We start from the raw sequence: 24,890 nt of genomic DNA, 5'->3' as shown, positions 1-24,890 counted from the left end.
AGCACGTGTCCGATGCAGTATTTGTCGGTTGACACGCGGTAGTCCCAATGATTCCGAAGTCAAAAATTTGAACCGAGTAAAACTACGCGATCACCGGTCAATAGATTGAGCCGTGTTCTCTTCACAGCGGACATACGGTTATCAGTTTAACAAGGGCGAACCCACGTTCGTCGCGAATTTTGACAAAACGCCAAAGAGATTCCGTTTCGCAATACCCGCTCGCTTCTGCCGATTGAGTAAAAAACACTACTCGCGCGATTGGCGATCGTTTGAAGGATCCCGCCATGCCAAAGCTCAAAATCGGCGTCCATCCGAAGCCGGCGAACTCCACAAGGTCACGGTTTGCTCACCCGGTCTGGCCCACCAGCGGCTGACTCCGGGCAACTGCAACGAATTGCTGTTTGATGACGTCCTCTGGGTCGCTCAGGCCAAGCGCGATCATTTCGACTTTGTGACCAAAATGCGCGAACGCAACATCGACGTGCTCGAGATGCATAACCTGCTGAACGAGCTCGTTGCAGATACTAATCTTGGAGAGGTTGCACACTTCGGAGCTATCGACGGGACAGGCATCGATTCGGTTTCGCTTCCAGCGAGAATCGTCTTTTGAGACTCTTTGAACCAGCATTGGACTTACTGCCAAGGATCAAGGCAGGATATCAGAGGCGAGGAAGTGCTTGATCAAGATCCTCAGATTGCGTGTGCCGAAGAGCAGGTTCGTGATTTCCTATCGCCGTTTCCATCATCAAGTGGTCAACGACTTGTGAAAGAGCCTCACTGACATCACCTCCCTGGCTTAGGGCCTCCTCGTAGACACACCGTTGTCGCTCTGCACTGGTGCCGTGACGCAAAATGCGGCGAGCCTGCGAAAAAACATTCTCTACACCCAATTCTCGGGCAGTGTCACCCAGGATCTGTTCCGCCATGAAAAGCCACTGTTCAATCGAAAATGACCGATCGTAACCCTCGATTAGAAACGCTGCGTGGATTCCAAATCGTTTAGCTCTCCATCGATTTTCCATCAGGATCCAGCGAGTTTTCGGCGAGTAGTTCGATCCTGGATGAGGCTGACTGAGTGCATGCCCGATCATCAATCGGAAAAAAGAGGCAATACACAATGCATCATCCAAGCGAGGGCATGCATCTGTCATCCGCAACTCCAACGTAGGGTAATTCGCAGACGGTCGCACTCCCCACCAGCATTCGCCTGGATGCTTGATCGAGCCGGTTGAGATCAAAAATGCGATGTACGCGTCATAAGCGTATTGATCCTCGAGGAACTCGGGAATACCCATTCGGGGCCACTCATCACAGGCTGTTTGGCGATAGCTAAAAACCTTGTCCCGTGAAACGGGTGTAGAAATTACTGACGAGCAAGGAAGAATCTTAAGTAAAAAGCATGCGGCTGCGTATGAGGCCCTCAAAAGCCAAAATAACGGCACTCCCAGGTTCAGTCGAGCTACTAAATACGCTCACCCACGAAAATATACAGTGGTGCATCGCAACCAGTGGTGGTGTTTCTACAGCCAAGATCAATTTAAAGGCGCTGGGTTTAGACATCAACGACATTAATATAATCACCCGCGACGATGTCAAATATGGAAAGCCTGATCCAGATCTTTTCCTTGCCGCAGCGCAAAAGCTCAAGAGACCCATTGAGGACTGCTTAGTGGTTGGAGACGCCATATGGGACATGCTTGCAGCAAGGCGGTGCAAAGCGACAGATGTGGGCTTGCTCTCCGGCGGCTACGATATTAGCGAGCTAGAAAGAGCGGGAGCCCTGAGGGTGTACGAGGATCCTCAAGACCTATTGCAGCATTTTGAGGAAATAGCATCCCGACCTTGATTTTCGATAATCACCGTCAGGGCTTTTTATCAGCAGATTCATGCGTTTCGCCGATAACATTTCGATGCTTTGGGAGAGTGCAGCCCCCAGCGCCGTACTGAAACTCACTTCACTTGCGCAGGCGTTAAAGTAGGCTCGACAACGGTAACCAGTAGCCCTTCAGAACTTTGGATGCAGGGCAGGAAACCTTCAGTTCGCCGCGTATCTAGCCAGCCCCTGACTTTAAGCACATCGAAAATCTGCCCTTGATCCATCAACGCGAGAATCAGCTCGTCTGATATTCGATACCGACCGCACACCGGACAGTCACGCTCTTCCCACGGGCCGTCGCACATGACGCGTTGTGCAGCTCCCACACAAATCAGGCAATTCATCTCGATCACCATTTATTGTTGTAGTTATCTCTGGCCCAGGATGTTCACTCCTACCTGGGCCGCCTAGCTGCCCTACTTATTCTCGTCAGACTTTCCTTCCTGCATTTGGACAGAAGACTTGGTGCCACTGGAATTGTCTTTCGTGGCGTTATCCGCGTTGTCAAAGCATCCATGAAGCATGAATACACTGCATAGACATAAGCACATAGATAGCTTTTTCATGATCATTCTCCTGCTAGCTGTTGAATCTTTTCTACTGAAGAGGCCGGCCCAAAGGGAGCCGGCGAAACCGGAGGTTGGCGTTTAAGCTGCTGGCTTGAGTACAACCTTCGTCCAGCCATCGTCACGTGCGTCGAAGTGCTTATAGGCATCTGGGCCCTCGGCAAGCTTGAGGCGGTGGGAGATGATCTGAGAAGGTTTTGCTCGGCCATGGTGGATTAGCTCAGCCAGGCGACGGTTGTAGACTTTGACGTTGGCTTGGCCCGTTCGAATCTGCTGCCCCTTGAACCAGAAAGCGCCGAAATCGAAAGCCATCTTGCCTTCCTTAGCCAGCTCATTTTTGGCTCCTGGGTCTTGCGGTACGAACACACCTACGACGCCGATGCCTCCGGTCGCTTTGGTCGAAGCGACAAGGTTGTTCATGGTCAGGTGATTAGCTTCATGACCATGGCGGTCGCAGCACTGATAACCCACGCACTCGCAACCGCGATCAGTGCCCTTGCCATGGGTCAAGTTCAAGATCTGATCCACCGCCTCTTTCTCAAGCGAGTTGATGGGCGTAGCGCCCATTTGAGCAGCAAGCTTCAAGCGGTCAGGATGATTATCGACTACGAACACCTGAGAGGCACCCTTGATCATGGCCGAGTGGGCAGCCATCAAACCAACTGGGCCGGCGCCGTAGATGGCAATACTTTCCCCGGGAAGGAGGCCTGCCAACTCGGTTGCATGCCAACCAGTCGGGAAGATGTCGGAGAGCATGACGTAATCTTCTTCACGTTCTTGCGCGTCCTCGGGCAACACCAGGCAGTTGAAGTCTGCATAAGGCACTCGAAGTAGTTCAGCCTGCCCCCCCTGATACGGGCCCATGTCAGCGAACCCATAGGCCGCACCCGCGCTGCCGGGGTTAGCGGTCAGGCAAAACCCCGTCAGGCCTTTTTCACAGTTTTCGCAAAAGCCGCAGCCGATGTTGAATGGCAGGCATACCAGATCTCCTACCTTGACCCGATCTACGCCGGAGCCTACTTCGATGACCTCGCCCAGATTCTCATGGCCAAACACTCTGCCCGTTTCAAAAGAAGTACGGCCTTCGTACATGTGCAGATCAGATCCGCAGATGTTTGTGGCAGTCACTCGCACCAGAGCGTCGGTAGGTTTTTCGATTTTGGCGTCCGGCACATTTTGCACACTAACGTCACGAGGGCCGTTGTAAACGATGGCTTTCATTGCATTCTCCCAGAAGCAAGACGAAAGGGAATTTTCGTCAGCACATGTTTAATCTGTCCGAGGGAGCACGTATGTTCAAGAAATTCGATCCATGTCTGACGAACGGTACATTCCAAATGGCGCCCAAAAAATCTGAATTATTCGCCATTGAATCTCTCTCTTTTAAATCGATAAGAGATTGAGGGGTTGACTTGAGTTATCTGGATTGGGTGCAGTGGCCAGCTATGGCAGTGACGGTTATCGCCGCGTGGCTTATTGGCTCTCAACGTCCCGCGAGAAGAATGGCGGGGTTCTTCTGTTTCATTTTCAGTAATGTTCTGTGGGTCATTTGGGGTGCTTACGCCGGGGCCTATGCATTGATCGTACTGCAGATCTGCCTCTGTTCGATGAACTTGCGCGGTTGTAAAAAGAACTTTAGGCTCTGTACGTAAACCCAAGAAATACGATTTTCTGTAAAATACACCGCCATTAAAGCCAGGAGGCCAAGATGGCAAAGCGGTATGAACTCCCCGACGCAGCCTGGGATCTGGTTGCAGATATCTTCACCAAAAATCAGCGCACCGGGCGCCCTCGGGCCGATGATCGCCTGATGCTAAACGGTATTCTCTGGGTGCTTTGCTCTGGCGCAGCCTGGCGAGACATGCCCGAACGATTCGGCCCTTGGTCAACGATCTATCAACGGTTCCGGGGATGGCGTGATTGCGGAGCTTTTGATCAGATGCTCAAGCGTCTTCATATCCGATTGAATGAGCAGGGTTTGATTGACTTGGAAACATGGATGATCGACTCCACTGCCGTACGAGCAACCCGGGCCTCATCAGGTGCCGGGAAAAAAGGGGATTTGAAGAACCGCAAGACCACGCGCTCGGGCGCAGCCGGGGTGGCCTGACGACCAAGATTCACATGCTGTGCGACGCCAATGGTGTGCCTCTGCGTTTCCTGTTGTCAGGCGGACAAGCCAGCGATATAGCCTATGCCCAACCGCTACTCGATCAGGCTTGCATACCCAGCCTGCGCGGTCGCCCACGCAAGCGTTGCCGCTGGTTGCTGGCTGACAAGGGTTACGACGCTGAAGCGCTGCGCCAGTATTGTGATCGTTATCGCATGCAGCCAGTCATTCCGTTGCGAAGCATGAAGCGCAAAACCAAGCCAGGATTGCCTCGACTTTTTGATCGCCCCAAATATCGGCAGCGCAACATCATCGAACGCATGTTTGGCTGGCTGAAGGAGAACCGTCGCATCGTGACGCGCTTCGACAAGCTCGCAACAAGTTTTGCGGCGATGGTCTCATAGGCCTGCGCTATGCGGTGCTTGCGACAATACTTTACGTACAGAGCCTAACGCCTCGATAATTCCGACACTTTAATGGCGGAGAATAATGCCTGCTTCCATGGGTGGAGCACTATAACGAATGAAATGCAGATCGGTACCACAAATGGCTGAGGCGGTAATTCTGACATGGAATCTGTCGGGGACTGGATTGCTGGATCAGGGACATCGTCGAGCCAACTGTCACCTACACCATCCGCTAGCATTTGATGGGTCTTTATCTTGCAAATTGAACCTCCCGCGCCCCACATCGGTCGGCTATGGAAAGGGTACAGACCTGTGCGAATATGCGTAGCTGCGAGAGAAGAACATGCAGGAAAGGTACTGATAGGTTGATCGAAAGTGAAGGAAGAAAAATGCCTAAGAAAATTTTCGTGAAAAGCACCACCGTGCTCACGAATGTCGGGATGCCATTCGGATATGGCAGTATCTCGGGAAAAAAAACTATCTCCCTTCATAATGTGCTGCAAACCGCAACTTGGCTCAATGCATACTCACCCGCCGAAATCCTGCCGGTGGTTGTGCCAACTATCCTTTGGCCTTCACCACAAGGATCTATTCAGCAACGAAAAACAGCGGACGGCATCGCTTTGACGCATGCTTTTTCGACGAGTAAACGTAAGGACTGATGCTTTGGAAAAATTACAAAAGAAATCACCAAGTCCAAACAGAGCATCACAGGCCGAAGATTACGGCAATTCCCTACGCTCGTTCGTTTTGCCAGTAAGCATATTACTGACAGGGATAGCGCTTTCCATATCCCTTGGATCCTTGGATGTACGTGAGGAATCTCATCAAGCTAAGGCCCAGGTGATTTCAAAATTGGCGAATATGCGGGCGCATCTTGAGAGCGAAATCCGATCTACTTTCGATGTGACAGAAGGCATTGTACAACTGCTGAGATTGGATGGCCGCATTACTTCCGAGCATTTCAATGGAATGGCAAAGCAAGCGATCGCATCACAACCTCAAATTCGCCACATAGCACTTGCTCCCAAAGACGTGGTTTACAACGTTTTCCCATTGGAGGGCAATGAGGGGGTTTTAGGCTTGGACTATCGTAAGATACCCAATCAATATGGAGTACTTTTGCGGTCTCGCGAACAAAAAACTTCTTTATTAGCCGGCCCCGTTGAGCTGGTGCAAGGAGGGAAAGGATTCATCCATAGACGCCCGGTCTTTGTTAGCGGATCAGGCGGTGAAGATTTGTATTGGGGAAATGTCTCAGTCGTCGCAGATGTGAACCGTCTGCTCAATGCTAGCGGCTTAAGTAAGGAAACCAGCCTGCAGATAGTGCTACGCGGAGCGGACGGGTTGGGTGCCCAAGGCAATATAATATTTGGTGAGCCTACGGTCTCTCAAAAAGATGCAATTACTACTTCGGTAGATGTGCCAGGGGGAAGTTGGGAACTCGCCGCTTTGCCTAAAGATGGATGGCCGACAGGCTTCATCTTCAAGTCTCCTCTCTTCATTGTCGCGCTCACCTGTACAGCTTTCTTCACCTATTTCGCCGCACAGCTCAGTAAGAGTCATAAGCTTATTCGACTCCGCCACGCTGAGCTTGCTAAAGAAGTCAAAGACCGCCAGGCCGTCGAACAATCATTGATACAAAGTGAAGCTCGCTTTCGTGCCCTGTTCGAACGCTCACCCGATCCCATCTGGATCCTGCGCGCAAGCGGCGTGTGCATTGATGCGAATTCAGCTGCGCTAAGCGTCTTTGGGTTTGAAGACCTGACGAAGCTTTACAGGATTAAGGCAACCGACATTGCACCACCGATGCAGAGTGATGGTCAGTCAACCGAACTGAAAGCGCAAACCATGCTAAAAACGGCGTTAGCAACTGGCGTCCATCGATTTGAGTGGCTTCACAAACGAGCTGACGGAACGATTTTTCCTGCGGAAGTTACACTTTGTACTGTGACGCTCTCAGGAGAGCCGATGCTCTACGCCGTGGTGCGCGACATTTCCGAGCGCATACAAGCTAAGGAAGCGTTGCTTACTCAGAAAGCGTTACTGCAGGACATCGTGGATAATGCCCCGTCGTTGATATATGTCTATGACACTGAAGGAAAGCTTCGACTCTGCAATCGAATGTTCGAACAAGCGGCCGGATACACATTCGAAGAGATGGAAGGAAAAACGAGGGAAAGTTACTTGGCGACGGACGAGGCTAGGATTCTTCGGAAAAATGACATAGAAGTTCTTTCGTACGGCGGCATTCTTTGTTTTGAAGATCAGTTAAAACAATTTGGACAAAAGCGAATTTATCTGACAACAAAGTGCGTGTTACGGCGCACTGACGGACTACCTACGGGTGTTTTGGGAATTTCCACTGATATTACAGACACAAAGCAAAAAACAGATCAACTGCATCTCGCTGGCATTGTATTAGACCATACCGCTGATGGAGTTATTATTACGAACGCCCGCGGCAACATATTATCCGTCAACAGGGCATACACCATAATCACAGGATTCACTGCCGAAGAGTCTATAGGAATAAAACCAGGCATTCTAATCTCGGAAAAACAAAATAATGCATTTTACCGAGACATCCTGAGCAGCCTTAAGTCTTCTGGTTTCTGGCGCGGCGAACTCTGGAACCGGCGAAAAGATGGAGAGTTGTATCCTGAATGGATGACTATCAATGCTGTATACAATGACGTGGGAAAACTGATTAATTACGTAGCCGTATTTTCAGATATTTCAGCCATCAATCGATCCCAGTCTGATCTTGAGCGAATGTCGCATTACGATCCGATAACGGCGTTACCAAACAGAGCACTTTTCCATGAACGGTTACAGCATTCGCTTGATTTGTCGTTGAGCTATAACCGGCTCTTGGCGGTTATTGTTTTAGACCTAGATGGCTTCAAAACGGTGAACGATAGTTTGGGTCATTCTATGGGAGATCTGCTGCTGCAGCAAGCTGCGGCTCGGTTCGTGTCCTGTATACAGTCGGAGGATATTGTTTGCCGCTTAGGTGGCGACGAGTTTGCTTTTATTCTGGGCAATCTTACATACCCCACGGACACCATTATCATTGCTAGGAAGCTCCTAGCGTCGCTACAGGAACCCTTCGATTTGAAAGGTTCGTCTACGTTGTTGACTGCCAGTATAGGAATTTCAGTTGCCCCCCGTGACTCTGAAACCGCTGAGCAACTTCTAAGGCAGGCCGACACCGCTATGTATGGGGCCAAGGAAGGTGGACGTAATGACTATCGCTTTTACCAACCTGAGATGACCTTGCGGGCTCAAGAAAAAATGAACAGCGAGCGGCTCTTAAGACGAGCGGTGCTAAATCATGAATTCGAAGTATGGTACCAGCCCAAGGTCAACCTTTTAAACGATAAAATAGCGGGAGCGGAAGCGCTCGTTCGCTGGCGCGATCCGATTCATGGCCTGGTTTCGCCGGCAGATTTCATTCCTTTAGCGGAAAATACCGGGCTGATCATCCAGATTGGAGAACAGGTCATTGACCTCGTTTGCGGCGATATCAGGCGATGGACTGACAATTGTATTTCGCACGGTGTTATCGCGATAAACGTGGCTGCCTTACAAATAGAAAGAAGCAATTATGTAGAAACGATACAAAGCGCATTAGAACAATATGATTTACCGGCTAATGTTTTAGAGGTCGAGGTAACTGAAAGTCTGATGATGGCGAGTCCCGAACACTCAAAAGCAATCTTAAGCACATTGCAAAGCTTAGGAATTTCCACCTCTATCGACGATTTCGGCACTGGATACTCTTCCTTGGCATATCTTAAATTATTACCTATAGATAGTTTAAAAATCGATCGCACTTTTATTTCAGATCTACCTCACGACAAAAGCGATGTAGCGATTACTAAAACCATTGTAGAGCTAGGTCACGCTCTTGGCTTCAGGATCATTGCGGAAGGCGTTGAAACTGAAGAACAAAATGCATTTCTTAAGGAGATAGGCTGCGATCAAGGTCAAGGCTATCTTTATGGACGTCCAATGCCTGCAGCAGATTTCGAAAATTGGCTTAATCAAAGATGCAGCGATCAAGGCAGTTCGTTAGTAGAATGAAAGGAGCCGGCCTGTGAATAAACCACGAACAAGACGCCTGTTTTTTGATATGTGTTTATCCATCCTCGTGGCCAAAGAACTTTGGATCAAGTACTAACTCACGTAATGGCTTTAGCCGTTTTTCAGCAATGTTAGCCTGCCGAGTACACTCGGTAGCGTCACCAGAAGCTCCTACAGCCTCTGCTTTTTTGGCCATTTGGCGCAGCAGTAGAATCCGTTCTTCCACCGCTCTCAACGTATCCCACAGTCCAGCGTCTATCGCGTCATTAACTTCACTGATTAGCGATTTCATCGAAAACGCATGCCCAGTATGACAGCGGAATCTGACGATGGAACCTTCCTCTATCTGCACAAGAACGCCGTGACAATCAGGACATGTAAATTTGGAGACCTTACCCAATTCCATGACGCCGGCTTCAAGGCCATTTCCCTTCAAAGAGATAAGATTTTCGATAATATGACGCGCCTTTACCTCATGCAGAGTCGGATCTTCAATGCGGCTCCCAATCATTTTAGTGAGCTCTTTAGCTAACATGACGATTGTGCCAATAAAATCGATATTTACATGCTCAATCGCGCTTTCGGGCATAGAGCTCAGCATCGCCTCTGCGGGATCCTGCACGCAAGCCAAGCCACCCCGGTCTTTGACGGCCCACAGACCGGCAGTTCCATCATCCAGAGCGCCCGACAAAATGATGCCGATCACTCTTGAGCCATAGTTGACGGCAGCCGACCGGAATAGCACGTCCACGGCAGGACGCATTCGACATTCTTTAGGCCCACGTGTCAGTCGTATACCTGCCTCCGTCAGCATTAGGTGTCGATCAGCAATGGCGACATAGACTGTACCCGCTTTCAGTGTCTGCCCGTCTTGAGCAGCCACTACCCGCATGCTCGTTACTCTCGACAGAATGCTATGTAGAACGCTGGGTTGATGGGCTGGAATATGCAGTACCACCAGAAAGATAGCCGGCAGGTCGGCTGGCAGCTTTTCAAATAACTCGATTAACGCTTGAAAGCCGCCCGCGGAGGTGCCAATGACGACGATGTTTCGCGTGTTTTCGTCGAGTTCTTCCTTCACGCGCGTCTCCAGAGTCAATGAGCCATTCCACTGACTTTAGACCCATACCCATAGGGTGTACCTACGATGCTGGTGTATCTGGTCTGTTTTCTGCGATTTTCAGTGATGAAAAGACTGGGCTGTACGCTGGCCTCCTGGATACTCCTATTCACAAATAGGGTCATCCCAGCATGAGCTGAAGTTCTAGGCCCAACCCCTGCAGTTTGCGAACGTGTTCTCCCCACAAGCTCCGAAGGCATCGATGAGCTAGGGGAGGATCGCATAACATATGCCAATCACACAGGTAAGCCAGATGAGAGTCAGGCCGATATGAATTGCTGCGAAAAGTTTGTTGGCCAATCGAGGCTCATTGACAATGAATTGAGAATGATGGACTCACGCAGGAGAGAGCCGTTCCTTTTTATGGTAAGAACGCTCTCGAGGTTGAATACATCATCACAGTTTATGAAAAGCCGGGTGTAGCAGCGGCTTGCAGACCGGAGAGTTGATTAGGAGAAATGCGTGTGCGTCCGGACAACGATACCGATGCTCAGACACACGTTTTCCAGCTATCGGGATTTACGTGGACACTCCAACAGCGGAGTTCATTCCCACGTGCAACCCCCCAAACCTTCATTCCAAATCATCGTCAACTGTCGAGCCTACGTATTGATTCGCCTTCAACTCTGCTCGAGGGAGTACCTCTGACTTTTAGGTGTTCCGCCATTCTGAAACGTGGGTAACCCTGTAACGTCAGGTTGCCACCTGGCGTTCCACCACTTACCGCATGACAGGGAAGGACGCTTCTGATTTTCAACCGAGAGGAATTGGCTTAAGAAAAAACCCTAACAAGGCATCGAAATGCGCCTGCGGTGCCGCTTCACGTTACTGTCTAACACCACATCCTGAATTTGGGACACAAACATCTCCTATCTTTCCTCTCGATTGGACATACACTCAGATTTAGACCTAACGGCGTCGGCTCAGTAGCCCGGCTAAGGATTGATGAGTGAAGATTGACTGGGAAGGGATATTGCCAATTCACGGAGAGGTTATCGTCGTGGAAGACGATCCGACCTTACGCTTGCTAATGGGTGATATCGTAGAGGAAATAGGCGCACAGGCTACGGCCTTCGAAACTGCTGATGAGGCGTTGATTTACCTTTTGCAGGCCCACGACCAATGCCGCCTTGTAATCGCTGACCACGGCGTACCAGGACAGATTCAAGGCATCGAATTCATCGAAATGGTGCGGAGTAGATGGCCCACCATTTCGACGATTTTGACATCAGGATACGAGATAAACACGGAGTCAATTCCGGCGGACACTCTCTACCTGCATAAACCTTGGGCACTCTACGATCTGGTAACCGCAGTGACGTCACTCCTTCAGCCAGATTCACCCATTAATAAACCTTAGACCTCGGTCACCAGTGCTTGGAGGCTTGGGAGATTCCTGCCTCTAGAGTACAAAGATTTGGACTCTTTCTATTTCGTCTACAGCTCCGTGTCGATGCTCAGGCTTCGCCCAGTTCCAATAGCGATCGGACATCAACCCTTCTACGGCATGGGCGCACAACTGATCACTGCCGATGCCTTGACGACAGGCGGCTGCTGCTACAGCTAGCAAAGCTCGTTCACCGCTTGCGCACGATTTCAAGCATCCGCAATTCCCTGCTTGTGGATCAAGAGGCGATGATCAGATGGCGGAACTTGTTATGACGACTATCATTGATGGTGAAAGATCGGGTAGCGATGGGTAGCCCCGTTTCGCCACCTATTCACTAATGAGCTATGGGAGGAAATTGACAATGGAAGAGCAACAAATTAGGGAAGCTGCATATCGGCTTTGGGAGAAAGAAGGCAAGCCCCAAGGACAAGACCTGAATCGCCCCGGATTCTCTAGACACCTTGCAAGCTCATTGCGTAACGCTTTTCAAACTCTACCGGTGACAGTTGATTGTTGAAACCATGCCGGCGTTTTACGTTGTAGAACATCTCGATGTAATCGAACACATCACTACGAGCATCTTCGCGCGAGGAATAGATTTTCCGCTTGATCCGTTCCCGCTTTAGAAGCTGGAAAAAGCTCTCGGCCACGGCGTTGTCATGACAGTTGCCTCGGCGACTCATGCTGGCAACCAAATTGTTCGCTTTCAAAAAACTGCGCCAATCGGAGCTGCTGTACTGGCTGCCCTGGTCGGAGTGAACCATCACCTCCTGTTTCGGTTTTCGCCTCCAAACCGCCATCAATAACGCATCAATGGCCAAATCACTGGTCATCTGCGATTTCATTGACCAGCCGACGACCTGACGAGAAAACAGATCCAGCACGACCGCCAAATACAGCCAGCCTTCATACGTGCGAATGTAGGTGATGTCGGTGACCCAAACTTTGTTGGGTTCTACGACATCGAACTGGCGCTTCAGCAAATTGGGTGAGGCGACCGCTGGCTTACCGCCGTACTTGCCAGGGCGGCGTCGATACCCTGTCTGAGAGCGCAGACCTTCAAGACGCATCAGCCTCGCCACACGATGCCGACCACAATCCTCACCGACTTCGCGCAGATCGTCATGGACTTTGCGATAGCCATAAACGCCACCGCTCTCCAGCCAGGAATGCTTGATCAAACCCAGCAGTCGCTGGTCGTCTTTGGCGCGTACAGATTGCGGCTCAGACAGCCAGGCGTAATAACCGCTGGGATGGACTTTCAGCGTCAGGCAAAGCCGTCGAATCGAATAGTCGCCCGCTCGCTGCTTGATAAAGGCGTACTTCAACCGCACTCCTTGGCAAAGTACGCGGCGGCCTTTTTTAAGATGTCTCGCTCTTCGGTGACCCGCTTGAGTTCGGCTCGCAGACGACGCAGTTCAGCGTGCTGATCATCGTCTTGCTGCCGTTCTGCCTGAGGTTTGCTGTAGCGCTTTATCCAGGCATAGAGGCTATGCGTCGACACGCCAAGACGCGCCGCCACATCAGCGACAGGCAACTTCTTCTCGGTCACTTGATTGACCGCTTGGATTTTGAATTCTTCGGGATAACGTGGGTTGCTCATGGCACCTCCTGATTGGCCTCAGTTTAAGGCATGGAGGTGTCTACGGGAGCGGGGGCGATTCAACCTGGAGCACTGGTTCACTGCTGAAAAATCAGTAGACGTGGGTTACGACAGCTCGACCTCCAACTCCAAAATTGGCAATGAAAATGCTCCGTCTCAAGCTGACTTTGCAGCCGAGCCAGAAAACAAGAATAACGATGGTCGTTAAAGCTTGAGACGAAGATGACGATCAACGACTGGCAGGTACCCATCGATAGCGTGCACTTTCGAATGCGCGCTATCGATTACGGGTTCTGCCATGGGCCCTTTAATGAGAAGTATTCTAGCCGTTGACCAACCAAGGCGCACTCGATCGCAAATGACTTGTGATAGGTGCATTGTCCGGTTCAAAAGCGCGAGCGGACGCTTGGAGTGAAATCTGCATTACCGTTGAAGGCCTCCGGATGGAGCCGTGAGATGAGCTGCAACGAACGAATACTTAACCACAGGATGGTTTGCTCGGCTGGTTCAAAATAGTTCGGTATGCCAGCTTGCTCGCCCTTCGTTTTGCGGCTTCTACTGCCCCAACCCAATTGGTTAGCCCTTGGGTTTTCTTGGGTTAGCGACCGTTCCTCTTGAAAAAGTCCCCTCCTCCGCATGAATCTTGAACGATGCATGTTTGCTCAATTTGCTCTCTAACCAGCCCAAATTTCGGACTGCATAGAGGCAAATTTCGACTATTTGTGAGTCAGTGCCCAACCCGATGTAATAGTAGCCCATTCCGATCTTAAGGCATCCTCGCACTTTTACATTGGGTAGACCGGTTGCTCTCTCCCCTCTCAGCGAGTTGAAAAAGTCACACTCAAATATCTGAAGGGCTTCTTACAGACCTTCTAGTCATTTGGATGGAACATTGTGGGCAGCTCACCCTCTATCGCAACACCAGCGAAGCAGAGGATGTGACCATGATCGATTCATCTACCGGTATGAAGCAAGGAGAACGGTACGTCGTTGAAAAGCTCGAAAATGCGCAAGATTTTGCCGGCTTTTTTCTCGACGGAAAGTACTTTTTGGGCCCCGAATTAACGACCTCCGTAGGGTGGTTGGAAGGTCAGCAATTTTTGTATGACAAGCTTGATTCTGCAGGCGAACCGGTATTTCCAGACCGAGTAGCTGGCACCATCGAAGACCTGACGCTGACCCTGATTGATGGTGCACGCCTGAAACTGAACAAGATGCAATACAACGACCGAGTAGGTTTACCCTCATCAGAAGTTATAGAGCATTCTGATGGGTATAAAAAAAACCGGACTAGCGCTCTTAACAACATATTAGTAGTCATCACCGGTGCATCAGGCGGCATAGGTCGAGCGGCTGCTCATGCGTTCGCGCGCAAAGGTTCTCGCTTGGTTCTGGGAGCACGAGACGAAGTCGCGCTCGCTGAAGTCGTCGAAGAATGTGCTGCACGCGGTGCTACGGCTTTGGCAGTCCAAACCGATGTCACCAGCAGCGAGCAGATGCGTGCTTTGGCGGAGAAAGCTGCCGCGTTTGGCAGCGGCTGTATCGACATCTGGATCAACAATGCAGGTGTCGGTGCAGTCGGCAGCTTCGAGGAAACGCCTCTTGAAGCCCACGAGCAAGTAGTGCAAACGGATTTGCTCGGTTACCTGCGCGGTGCCTATGTGGCATGGCCTTACTTCAAGGCGCAAAAACGTGGAACATTGATCAACACCTTGTCATTGGGGAGCTGGGTAGCACAGCCCTATGCAGCTGCTTACTCGGCTAGCAAATATGGCCTGCGCGGTTTAAGCGAAGCGTTGCGCGGCGAACTGAACGGGTATCCCCATATCCATGTATGTGACATCTATCCAGCTGTAATGGATACACCGGGGTTTCGTGATGCAGGGAACTTCACCGGTCATGCGCTTAAGCCACCGCCGCCGCTCTATGATCCACATCTTGTCGCCCAAGCAATGGTAGCGTGTGCGTTACGTCCCAGACCCAGCACTACTGTGGGAGGCGCGGCCACGATGGCCCGTCTGGCGCATTTTCTGGTACCCGGTTTTCCTCTCCTATCAGGATGGTTAGCTCGCTTCGGTATACAACGCAGTCCACAGTCCGAATCGTCACCAGGTAATTTGTTTAAGTCGCCAAGTGGAGATCGCCGCATTGAAGGTAAGTGGCGTGCAGCCAAGCACAGACCGTCCCTCTTGGCTGCTTCAGGCGCGGCATTGTTAATTGGCGGATGCCTATACGCGCTTATTCGTCATGGAAGGCAAGAGCGTCATCCTTAGCAAATTCATTTGCTTCAGTACGAGGGAAACTGCCGTGCGTCGCTGAACGTGAAAAGGGCCCTGAGAGCCCTTTTTTATTCAAACTAGCCTCACTTTGCGAGCCACGACTCCACGGTGTCAGAACCGTATTTCGCTTTCCATTCCTTAAGAATTTTGTGGTTACCACCTTTCGTTTCTACTACTTCGCCAGACTTTGGATTTTTATAGACCTTTACTTGGCGTGGCTTGCGATTGCTAGTTTTGGATCCAGCCGCAGGAGTACGGCGACCGGTTTGTGGGTCAAGCAAATTGACGATGTCCCTCAAGCTATAGCCATACTTGGCAAGCAAGGCTCGGAGCTTCGTTTCAAATTCAATTTCCTGCTTTTAGGCCAGCATCACCCTTCAAATCTTCAAGCGCTTGAAGCTGCTCGGCCAAGTGTTTTTCGAGCTGGCGAAATTCTGCGAGTTTGGACATGGGAAATCTCTTCGGGATTGTTTGTCCTAACTTTACACTAAAAACTCATTTTGAAAAATTGGCTGGTTTGTACGACTCAAGCTACGGCACTCGGAAGCGTTTCCGACATGAATCAAGCGACACTAGATGATCGCCGTAGCCTCCGCGCTCTTGGGTATTGCAGAAACAATAGCGAATTAACAATCGTGAGCCGGTATAAAGTACATCCGAAATTTTTAATCGCTACAGCTCCACAGGTGCTCGGTATCCATTACAGGAAACCCAGCTCGGTACTTACTAAGAAACCGTTAAATATTGGGACACGTCGCAAGACGAAGCCCTTCACAACGAAAGACCATCGCCCAAACGTCGCAAAGCTTCTGGCAGCAGAAGCCTTAACATTTTTGCTGCGCTTGCACGGGCCAATATCTCCTGTCATGAGTGAATTTGAGTTCTTCCTTGAGTTCATTTATGAGCTGGTCTATCGCATGGTCTCCAACGAGGTGAGATAAAGAAATGCCCGTAACAAGAAGCTCGACTCGCTTGGATATCGGCTCGATGATCTGTATTTGAAGTGATCCTGAAGGCTCGACTCTACAGTCGCATGAGAGGGGCAGAAAAGCTGATTCAAAGACGTGGCACAGCTCAAGAGTGGATAACATAGCGGCTCCGTGGCATGCGCGGTCAGGGCTATCAGCTTGATAGAACGGAAGCTTATATCCCAAGTTCAAACCCACCTTTTAAGTCCTTGGCGAAGCAGTGGCAATTTTAGGCTACGCCCCATCTGCGCACTGCGTTATACCCATTGGGAGCAAACACATGCCAATTTTTCCTGCCATATACCCTTTATCGACAGGCACGAATCGAGCAAAAGCGGTTTCCTACCGATATCACCTCATCCGCTCCTAAAATTTCCAAGACTGAAATGTTCTTGCTGCGAATCCAGCCAATGGCTTACGCCTTGCATTTGCAGTGAGACGAGCGAAATCGCGAAACGAGATAATCCCTGTCGTTGGATGCAGTCACCCTTTCGATGGCTGTATCAGCCGCGCATGCGATAGAGCTGGTTACCACGTCGGCAACGATGACGGTGAGGGGCATTTACAAGCCGGTATGAGAAGTTTAAAAAAACCCTCAGTCGCCGTGCAGAAATGTTATTCATTTGTTTTTTAAGGGGATTGTGGTTGCTCTAAAATCAAAAACTAGCTGCGACTGCGTCGCAAATCAAACGACCTGCGCTTGCGAAGCACAGCTAGCCTCCTTCCCTTCCCTTCCCTTCCCTTCCCTTCCCTTCCCTTCCCTTCCCTGCCATTGACTCACTTCCGATTTACCAAAGGAAAAGGCAAGGGGCAAAAACAACGGTGAGGCAATCGAGTCTATTGCCCTAAAGCCTGCGGCACTCCGAAAAAATGCGATGCGAAGGAGATCCAGCTTTTGTTTGGTATCAAATATAACAACTCCGTCCCGTTTTTTAATTTTCAAGGGGGGGGGGCAAAATATTTTTTTGCCAGGTCGTCCCGAAACCGCTTTATTTGCCCTCGATTGGGCCAAATTGGTACCAGAATGAGGGTGGTAGGGCTTAGAAAAAGGAGCCGGGGTGGGCTGTCATAAATTATCTCAGCTAATCCTTGCATAGGCCTTTAAATCATCGTGCCTTGGCGGTACTTGTAGGACACCTTTCGTTAGCTGGGAGCGCACCATGGAATCCAGGTTCAGAGTGATTGAAACCACCAGACTGGAGGATGGCGGTAAGCGATATAGGGTTGTCGATCTGGTGGAGGGTGGCTCGGCGAGCAAATACGGCGTGTTCGAGGTTAGAGTTGAGGCAGAGGCTGTTTGCGACACATTGAACGCTGAGCATCCAGGACAGAAAGAGATACGGATGTGCGGAACCGCACCTGCTCACTGAGCTAACGACTTTCCGAACACGCTTTCCAAATCTAATGCCTCGAGCGCAGACAAACGTCTCCAAAGGCTCGGAGAGCTTGTGGCCACGTTCAACAATATGACGCTTGCAGCGCATATGGCGGCCAAGTGATCTGCTAAAACGGTTCGGAAGAAGCTATGGCCTGCGCAATTGATCGTAATAAATCGTGCTCGTCAAAATATGGCGGCTTGCGAATCCCGTCCAGCCTTTGCGTTGAACTCCACCGCAAATGCTTCGTCTAGCGCATAAGGGCTGCTACCTAGGCCCACTCCTGGTACGTTCAAAGGACATCACTATGAATCCTATCGCTACACGCATGAATTACATGCGTGACACCTTGCTTGGGCCCATCTCGAAAAGCGCTGAATGCAATGTCGTCATTACGCCTATCACGCCGGGAGCTTTCCAAGTGCAAGTGCTATCTCCGGTGCCAGATGACCTACACAAGGCACATTCCTTGACCATTTTTATTTCATCAAATGATCACCTTACCGGTACGATCGCTCACACGCGCAATTTAGATAACGGCGAGTTGGAGTTGCAGATCGACGTATGACAGTCCATTTTAAATTTGACTGATGTATCTGGTAGGAGGCCGACATCAACGGGGATTCACCCCGCTCACACTTTCGTGAGCGTCTGTACGATGTGATACCTTTGGTATCGATTCCCTTGGAACAGTCGAATTTTCAGCTCGTCTAAGATTCCCTAGCTTGTGGATTTCTACAAGTTTGTACACGGCAACCCTCGAAGAATTTTTGTGTGCCGCTTTGCTGTTTCAATCTGTCACATATAGCCATACGCTACCTTCATCACGCCTCACCACCATTAAATTGAATCATGCTGATGGCATCCGGTCATTTACTAGGAGAGCAAGTAGTAGAAAAGCAGTGGAGGAATGTATGAGCCTAACATTGACTATCTTGAGCATGATCGCCGCTTGGATGGCGGTAGCCCTAGCTATGCTGTGGGGTATGCTGTGGGGTATGCTGCGAATCGCGCGACCGCACCAATCATATGCTAAGGACATATTTGTCCCCGATGTCACAAGGAAGCGATCGCCAATACATCGTTCCATGTCGCTTAGCGCATCATCAAGCTGATGTCGAATTAGAGCCCCCCTCCTGAGAGAACGGCAGGAGAATTCGAGCTGGGGCGCTGCCCCCTCTTGGAAGCTTAAGAGATGTATGCGACGACACAAAAGCGACTTACGCCATTGCCTTGATCGGCTTACCCATCACCCTTTGAAGAAGACAGCGATCTTTTTTTCCTGTTGGTCGTGCAGAAAGGCGACGTAGAAGTAAACGGTGTGGGCCTGTCGGATACCTGCCTCACCGTCATCCGTCCCGTCGCTAGCAACCCCAGCAACGTGCCCCGTATTTTACCATCGCCTTGGAGCCAGCTCGCACTGCCGGCATCAATCCATTGCCTGGCGTTGCCGGTTGACCGTCAAAAGATCGGACAATGTGAATGCATCCTGGGCCAATTGGACATCTCCGCTATCCCGGGAAGCAAAAAAATAGAAGTGCCTTTCCGATTGATCTGTTTCTAAGCCTAGCGACTAAAATACGGCGACGTAGAATCGCACGGAAGCTTCGACATCGGTGGCGCCTATGAGCCAATTGTGAGCATGGAATCCTCCTAGAGAGAGCACCGATGGTAAAGGAAAGTCGCTGTTCCCCGCATTCACCTGATTGAAAAAAGCTTGTAAACGGCCCATTGCTCATCGTCCAACTTGCCAACTGTGGAATTCCCTTATGTGGTAGCCATCAATCGGCCAATATAAGCACTCGATTTACCCCCCGGTATAAGCTGAGGAGCGATTCGTCAAACGATGCAATTCAGAGAACTTCACGGGTTTAAAGGTCGATTCAATGCTTCTCCATCGTCAGAGATTAACTGTTTTGACCATTACTCTGCGCTAGATAATCCGCTATCATTTCCAGCCGATCATTGCCCCAGAACAGCTTCGAATCTGCGATGACGGTAGGCGCACCGAAAACACCTAGCTGCACCGCTTTTTCGTTGTTAGATTCCAATGCCAGCTTGAATCGCGCATCGGAAGCAGCCTGTATAGTTACACTTCGGTTCAGGCCTGCTCCTACCGCCAAATCGCCGAGGATCTCGAGGTCGCTGATATCCCGGTTTTCACTCCAGTAAGCCCGCATTACGTTGAAGATGAACTCGGCTCCCTTCCCCATCTCTATTGCATAAAGGCTGCACCGCAAAGCTCGGGAAGGTCGCAATGGAAACTGAGGGTGGTAACTTAGCGTCATGCGTCTCAGTCGCGCCCAATCCTGCAAATCCTGCTGAAACCACCGCACAAATGCTGGTGATGCTTCCAGTGGCCGTCGCCCCCCTATATGGTTGATCAGGTTGGCCAAGTGTATGGGCCGCCAATCAATCTCTCGGCCATGGGTAGCGGCGATTTCTCGCAAGCGCGGCATAGCCAGGTAGCACCAAGGACTGTGAAAATCGAAAAAAAACTCAATGGGCTCGCCGGCGCTGATTGTTTGCGGCATGGAGAAGCGGCTGAGGTCAACTATCACTCGTTCGTGGTGGCCGCGCATCACTAACCGTCCTTGTTGGCTCGCGCTCACCGCGAAACTCAACGTGCGGCCGCTGGTCGACTCCAGCACGGATTCGCATTGCACCTCGATGCCCGGCCAAGCCGGACTCAAATGCGCAATGTCCACTTTAGTGCCAACAGTGCCCCATCCCGAATCGCAGAAAGCCTGAACCCCACTGCCCGCCGTTTCCTCCAGCAGAGCAATAAGTGCCGGCGTAGATACTACCTGCACCCCGGCATTGCCGATGGCGGCTGCCGTTTGCTCAAGCCCTGGTACGAACGCGCAGTGATGTCGATGCCCGAGGATCGGTGTTCGCATCACAACTCCTCCAATTGCATTGCAATGGCTTGGGCTTTTAGCTCGCGCTTAAGTATTTTCCCGCTGGACGTCATGGGCCATTGGCTGACCTTAAATATCCTAGACGGATGCTTGAACCCAGCGATTTTGCCGGAACAAGCCTGCTTGACCTCCGCAACGGAGAGAGTCCCGCCAAATTCGATCGCCGCGGCGACGACCTCTCCATAGAAAGCATCCGGCATGGCAAATACAGCGATTTCAGTGATCCCCGGGTGGGCGCGTAGCAGGTTCTCCACCTCGACCGGATAGATGTTCTCTCCTCCGCGGATGATCATGTCGCGTAATCGTCCTCCCACAAGCTCCACTCGGCCGTCGACAGTAATGCGTCCGAGATCCCCCGTCTGCATCCAACCATCGAGGTCGATACAGCGAGCCGTCTCCAGCGCGTCACGATGATAGCCGAGCATCACCATGGGGCCGCGCACGTGAACCTGCCCGGTCTCACCGCGAGCAAGCACCTCTCCGTCGTCCGGATCACACACGCGCACCTCCATGCCAGGCAATGGCGTGCCCGCGGTGGTAAATCGCTGCGCACTCTCGCAACTGTCCAAGGCGATAAGAGTGCTGGCTTCGGTCTGGCCGTACACCTGCACCAGTCCTGGAATCGGGAACGCAGAAGCGCACCGTTCGAGCAAAGCCGGATCACAATCGGCGCCACCGCAGGTGCCCGCCCGCAACGAAGAAAGGTCATATTCTGTTCGTCGCGGGTGCTCCAGCATCGCCAGATAAGAGGTAGGAACGCCCGTCAGCAGCGTACAGCGCTCGGCCTCCACGAGGCGCAACATTCGCTCGGCATCGAAGGCACTGATCCCCACATACGTGGCCCCTGCGGCCAATGCTGCTAGCACATTCATAATGCAGCCCGCGCAGTGGAATAGCGGAATGATGGAAGTCCATCGATCCTCGGCATTAACCGCCAGCCGCGCGACTGTGCCCCGCGCATTCATCAACATTCCTTCGAAGCACAGTTCAGCGCCCTTTGGCCGCCCAGTGGTGCCGGAGGTGTACTGAATGCTCGCCAACTCGCGGGGCGACCAGGGCCACGCCTGAAATGGTAACTCCGGCTCTTCGCTCATCAGTGCCGCGTAACTCCAGCAATTCTCAGCGTGAAGCTCAGTATCGTCGAAGCAAATCACGTCGCGCAGAATGGGTAACCGGTTGCGAGTGTCCAGTGTCATGGTCAAATAGTCACTGGAGCGAAATCGTGCGGAAAGCAAGATCGCCACCGACTGACTATGGTCTAGCACATGCAGGAGGTCGTCCTCGCGGAAGTGCGTATTAACCGGCACAAGCACCGCACCAATTGCAGAAATGGCGACCTGTGCGATTGGCCACTCGGTTCTATTTTCCGCCCACAATGCCACCGAGCTGCCGGGTTGAATCCCGCGCCGCCGCAAGGCACAGGCCAGTGTCTGGGAAGCCAGCAACCATTGGCTAAACGTCAGCCGCTGAGATGTCGAGTCAAATATAAGCGCATCCTTGTCCGGCCAACGATTCGCACAGTGCAACAGCATTGCGTAAGGGTCGCCGGGCAAGTTTTCGGCTGCGAAGTGAAGTTCATCCGGTGTCATGAAGAGATTACCTGAGAGTGGAGTAAGGGCTAATTGCATCGGCATTCCAGTTAGACTTTGCTGTCGACAACAGGCGCAAGGGAAGTTGACACGCTGGCGCCCCTTCGCCGGCTTACCAGGCAGTAAAGAGCTCCGGTACCTAGCAGGCCGACCATCCACGAAACGTCTGCATCGTTCAGCGCACGGGCAATCGATCCAGTGTAGAAACTGCTGGAAATGAACGGCAGCTCCATCAGCACTCCGCAGCAGTAGGCGGCAATAACAGGCCAGTTCCAACGGCCATAGCGCCCAGTGGGATCGTTGAGAGCCGCCAAGTCATAACGCGTACCGTTGACGAAGAACACGTCAGCCAGGCTGATAGCGCTCCATGGCGTGATGAACGCCAGTAGAAAAATGAGGAAGGAAGAAAACGCTCTGATAAAGCTGTGAGAACCGGCTAAGGCAATCAGTACTGCGACGGACACCATCCCCAACACATAGATGAAGCGATGGGTCAGAGACACTTTGCTGAACCCGTAGAACGCGCTGACAATGGTGGCGCTGGACATGTAGCTGCTGTAGGCGTTGAGGGTCATCATGGTGATTTTGCCGAAGCCGACCACCAGATACAGGATCATCGCCAACATACCCGTCGAGCCCAAGCCGACAACAAACTCGACTTCATGGCCCGAGAACGCTGATCCGGCAAGGGCCGCGGAAAATACGCCGAAGGTCATGGCTGCCTGTGATCCCAGTACCGTGCCCAGAGATGCAGCCAGAAAGATCTTCAATTTGGAAGTTTTACTGGGCAAGTATCGTGAATAGTCTGCCACGTACGGCCCATACGAAATCTGCCAAGCCGCAGCCAAAGATATGGAAAAAACGAAATTGGCAATGACAAAATGACGGTTTTCGAGCAGCGCATGGATATCGTGCTTGGCCAGCAACGCACCGAACATGTAGATAAAGGCAATGACGCCCACCACACTGGCCACTTTGGCAATGGAGTGGATGGCGCGATATCCAAGGGTAGCCAAAAACAGTGTTACCAGACCGAACAGAACAATGCCTTGCCAATCCGCGATCGATAGCACTTTTGCCACGGATTGACCGGCCAGCAGCGTGCCGCCCGCTGAGAACCCTACGTACAACAAGCTCACCAGTACAAGCGGGATTACCGCACCATATACACCGAACTGCACGCGACTGCGGATCATCTGCGGCAGGCCAATCGCCGGCCCTTGGGCGGCTTGCAAGCCCATGACGATGCTACCGAGCACCTGACCAATGAGAAGGCCGATCAACGACCAGAAAACATCGCCTCCCAAGACCACCGCCAAAGCCCCGGTGACAATGGCGGTGATGTTCAAGTTCACACCCAGCCATAGCGTGAATTGACCGAATGCGCTGCCATGACGCTCGTTTTCCGGTATGTAATCGATGGAGCGGGTTTCAATCACCGGCCTGGGTGCAACAGGCGCATGAGAACGAGTCATGGGCGAATCCTCGATATTGTTGTTGCAGCATAAGCGCCGGATCAGCGCGGCTTTTGGAAGGACACAAGCTGTGGATGGACTGAGGTTAAGCGGTGGGGTATATAATTAAAAATATGCACTTTTGATTCGGCGAATTAAAAATAATGATTCACTTCAGCCTGCGGCAGATCGAATATTTTGTAGCAGCGGCCCAATGCCGAAGTACCGTCAATGCGGCAAAGTCGCTAAGTGTGTCCCAGCCCTCGATCTCAAATGCGATTGCGGAGCTGGAAGCCCTATGGGATGAGCGCTTGTTCGTGAGGATTCCAGGCAAAGGAGTCGAACTTAGCTCCGCCGGAGCGCGCCGTTATCAGCAAGCTCGACAGTTACTGCAAAGTGCCGCGCAGCTCTCTGCCAAGGAAACCGATAGCGTGGTTGGCGACCTTTCGGTTGGCTGCTTTGCAACATTGGGCGCGCGACACGTCCCCACCATGGTCGAGCGATTCAAGCAGCGCTTTCCTGAGGTACGAGTCGCCATTATCGAAGGTGACACCGAGGAACTGATCGAACGGGTGGAGCGCGGAACACTAGACTTAGCGCTGATCTATGACATGAACCTGGCTCGCAAAGTCAAGCTACAGGCTGTGGGACTGCAATCACCTTATGTCCTGCTGCCCGAAGGACATCATCTGGCAGCAAAAACCAACTTATTCATTCTGGATTTGCAAACCGAGCCTTTCATCCTTCTAGACCTGCCTCATAGCCGCGACTATTTCCTGTCACTGTTCCGCTCGGCTGGTATAGAGCCCAATGTCATTATGGAGTTGCGTTCGGTGGAAATGGTGCGCTCACTCGTCGCACATGGGCACGGAGTATCGATTCTCGTCACTCGACCAGCCGGAGATTTGAGCTACGATGGGCGCCCCATCGCGTGTCGCCCGTTTGACTCTAGCATTCCACCGCAACGAGTCGTGATTGCCTCGTCGCAAACCCAGAAGCCGTCCCGTCCGGCTGAAGCTTTTGTGGTAGTGATGCACGAATTGTTTAATGAAACCGATACGCTTGAAACCTCAACGATTTGATGAGGTTTTACGGAGCATCTTTCCGCTGGTGAACGACAGCTAGGGGTCGATCTCTGCCGG

At 51.6% G+C, this 24,890-nt stretch carries 18 protein-coding genes and 5 pseudogenes; 13 read left to right on the top strand and 10 right to left on the bottom strand.

Annotated features, from left to right (window positions below; genetic code table 11):
• Positions 1–284: 284 nt before the first annotated feature.
• Positions 285–517 (top strand): annotated as a pseudogene (locus ORL50_RS27885) (arginine deiminase family protein); the annotation flags it as partial.
• Positions 518–659: 142 nt separating this feature from the next.
• Here ORL50_RS27885 and ORL50_RS27880 read toward each other — a convergent pair.
• Positions 660–1,295: a glutamate-cysteine ligase family protein gene (locus ORL50_RS27880; protein WP_266019838.1), complete on the bottom strand. Its 636-nt coding sequence runs from the start codon at positions 1,293–1,295 to the stop codon at positions 660–662.
• 34 nt (positions 1,296–1,329) lie between these two features.
• Between ORL50_RS27880 and ORL50_RS27875 the strand changes: the two are divergent.
• Positions 1,330–1,846, top strand: a pseudogene (locus tag ORL50_RS27875) (HAD family hydrolase); the annotation flags it as partial.
• Positions 1,847–2,523: 677 nt separating this feature from the next.
• Here the strand turns inward: ORL50_RS27875 and ORL50_RS27870 are convergent.
• Positions 2,524–3,663 (bottom strand): glutathione-independent formaldehyde dehydrogenase, encoded by a 1,140-nt coding sequence (locus tag ORL50_RS27870; protein ID WP_124528254.1) that lies wholly within the window; start codon positions 3,661–3,663, stop codon positions 2,524–2,526.
• 224 nt (positions 3,664–3,887) lie between these two features.
• On the opposite strand from ORL50_RS27870, the gene ORL50_RS27865 reads away from it, so the two are divergent.
• Positions 3,888–4,094: a hypothetical protein gene (locus ORL50_RS27865; protein WP_416236054.1), complete on the top strand. Its 207-nt coding sequence runs from the start codon at positions 3,888–3,890 to the stop codon at positions 4,092–4,094.
• A gap of 56 nt (positions 4,095–4,150) precedes the next feature.
• Positions 4,151–4,956 (top strand): annotated as a pseudogene (locus ORL50_RS27860) (IS5 family transposase).
• A gap of 72 nt (positions 4,957–5,028) precedes the next feature.
• Here ORL50_RS27860 and ORL50_RS27855 read toward each other — a convergent pair.
• Positions 5,029–5,198, bottom strand: a pseudogene (locus ORL50_RS27855) (glutathione-dependent formaldehyde dehydrogenase); the annotation flags it as partial.
• 150 nt (positions 5,199–5,348) lie between these two features.
• Here ORL50_RS27855 and ORL50_RS27850 point away from each other — a divergent pair.
• The gene (locus ORL50_RS27850; RefSeq protein ID WP_266019834.1) at positions 5,349–5,621 is read left to right on the top strand and encodes a hypothetical protein; all 273 of its coding nucleotides are present in this window, start codon (positions 5,349–5,351) and stop codon (positions 5,619–5,621) included.
• 4 nt (positions 5,622–5,625) lie between these two features.
• Complete coding sequence (locus ORL50_RS27845) at positions 5,626–9,048, top strand: bifunctional diguanylate cyclase/phosphodiesterase (RefSeq protein ID WP_266019832.1); 3,423 nt, start codon at positions 5,626–5,628, stop codon at positions 9,046–9,048.
• A 55-nt stretch (positions 9,049–9,103) separates the two neighbouring features.
• Here the strand turns inward: ORL50_RS27845 and ORL50_RS27840 are convergent, their stop codons facing one another.
• Positions 9,104–10,129 (bottom strand): chemotaxis protein CheB, encoded by a 1,026-nt coding sequence (locus ORL50_RS27840; protein WP_266019831.1) that lies wholly within the window; start codon positions 10,127–10,129, stop codon positions 9,104–9,106.
• 988 nt (positions 10,130–11,117) lie between these two features.
• Here ORL50_RS27840 and ORL50_RS27835 point away from each other — a divergent pair.
• Positions 11,118–11,528, top strand: coding sequence for a response regulator (locus ORL50_RS27835; RefSeq protein ID WP_266019830.1), 411 nt, complete (start codon positions 11,118–11,120; stop codon positions 11,526–11,528).
• 367 nt (positions 11,529–11,895) lie between these two features.
• The gene (locus tag ORL50_RS29245) at positions 11,896–12,075 is read left to right on the top strand and encodes a DUF2934 domain-containing protein (protein ID WP_416236052.1); all 180 of its coding nucleotides are present in this window, start codon (positions 11,896–11,898) and stop codon (positions 12,073–12,075) included.
• Here the strand turns inward: ORL50_RS29245 and ORL50_RS27830 are convergent.
• Positions 12,011–13,161 (bottom strand): IS3 family transposase gene (locus ORL50_RS27830; protein WP_266019829.1). Its coding sequence is split into 2 segments (ribosomal slippage): positions 12,011–12,927 and positions 12,927–13,161, totalling 1,152 coding nucleotides; the frame shifts between segments, so codons are not numbered across the junction. The two genes, ORL50_RS29245 and ORL50_RS27830, sit on opposite strands and share 65 nt — an antisense overlap.
• Before the next feature lie 944 nt (positions 13,162–14,105).
• Here ORL50_RS27830 and ORL50_RS27825 point away from each other — a divergent pair.
• Entirely contained in the window at positions 14,106–15,434 is a 1,329-nt protein-coding gene (locus ORL50_RS27825; protein WP_266019828.1) for an SDR family oxidoreductase, read from the top strand.
• Positions 15,435–15,523: 89 nt separating this feature from the next.
• Here ORL50_RS27825 and ORL50_RS27820 read toward each other — a convergent pair.
• A pseudogene (locus ORL50_RS27820) lies at positions 15,524–15,890 on the bottom strand (histone-like nucleoid-structuring protein, MvaT/MvaU family).
• A 107-nt stretch (positions 15,891–15,997) separates the two neighbouring features.
• Between ORL50_RS27820 and ORL50_RS27815 the strand changes: the two are divergent.
• Positions 15,998–16,381 (top strand): hypothetical protein, encoded by a 384-nt coding sequence (locus ORL50_RS27815; RefSeq protein ID WP_266019840.1) that lies wholly within the window; start codon positions 15,998–16,000, stop codon positions 16,379–16,381.
• On the opposite strand, the gene ORL50_RS27810 is transcribed toward ORL50_RS27815, so the two are convergent.
• A complete protein-coding gene (locus ORL50_RS27810; RefSeq protein ID WP_266019839.1) occupies positions 16,265–16,531 on the bottom strand; it encodes a DUF1652 domain-containing protein in 267 nt (88 codons plus the stop codon). The genes ORL50_RS27815 and ORL50_RS27810 overlap by 117 nt on opposite strands.
• A 1,037-nt stretch (positions 16,532–17,568) precedes the next feature.
• Between ORL50_RS27810 and ORL50_RS27805 the strand changes: the two genes are divergently transcribed.
• Together ORL50_RS27805 and ORL50_RS27800 are read left to right on the top strand one after the other, a co-directional pair.
• On the top strand, positions 17,569–17,778 hold the full coding sequence (locus ORL50_RS27805; RefSeq protein ID WP_266019827.1) for a hypothetical protein: 210 nt from the start codon (positions 17,569–17,571) through the stop codon (positions 17,776–17,778).
• A gap of 313 nt (positions 17,779–18,091) precedes the next feature.
• Positions 18,092–18,352, top strand: a complete 261-nt coding sequence (locus ORL50_RS27800; RefSeq protein WP_266019826.1) for a hypothetical protein — start codon at positions 18,092–18,094, stop codon at positions 18,350–18,352.
• Positions 18,353–19,691: 1,339 nt separating this feature from the next.
• On the opposite strand, the gene ORL50_RS27790 is transcribed toward ORL50_RS27800, so the two are convergent.
• The 3 genes from ORL50_RS27790 to ORL50_RS27780 are packed head-to-tail and all read right to left on the bottom strand — an operon-like array spanning position 19,692 to position 23,769.
• Entirely contained in the window at positions 19,692–20,684 is a 993-nt protein-coding gene (locus tag ORL50_RS27790; protein WP_266019824.1) for a thioesterase, FlK family, read from the bottom strand.
• On the bottom strand, positions 20,684–22,333 hold the full coding sequence (locus ORL50_RS27785) for a class I adenylate-forming enzyme family protein (RefSeq protein WP_266019823.1): 1,650 nt from the start codon (positions 22,331–22,333) through the stop codon (positions 20,684–20,686). The genes ORL50_RS27790 and ORL50_RS27785 overlap by 1 nt, the downstream gene beginning before the upstream one ends.
• A gap of 11 nt (positions 22,334–22,344) precedes the next feature.
• Positions 22,345–23,769: a purine-cytosine permease family protein gene (locus ORL50_RS27780; RefSeq protein ID WP_266019822.1), complete on the bottom strand. Its 1,425-nt coding sequence runs from the start codon at positions 23,767–23,769 to the stop codon at positions 22,345–22,347.
• 143 nt (positions 23,770–23,912) lie between these two features.
• On the opposite strand from ORL50_RS27780, the gene ORL50_RS27775 reads away from it, so the two are divergent.
• Complete coding sequence (locus ORL50_RS27775) at positions 23,913–24,830, top strand: LysR substrate-binding domain-containing protein (RefSeq protein WP_266019821.1); 918 nt, start codon at positions 23,913–23,915, stop codon at positions 24,828–24,830.
• Positions 24,831–24,890: the final 60 nt, after the last annotated feature.

It is taken from the genome of Pseudomonas sp. RIT-562, assembly GCF_026241895.1.
GTDB classification, from domain to species: Bacteria; Pseudomonadota; Gammaproteobacteria; order Pseudomonadales; family Pseudomonadaceae; genus Aquipseudomonas; species Aquipseudomonas mandelii_F.
This window is presented reverse-complemented; position numbering and strand designations above follow the sequence as displayed.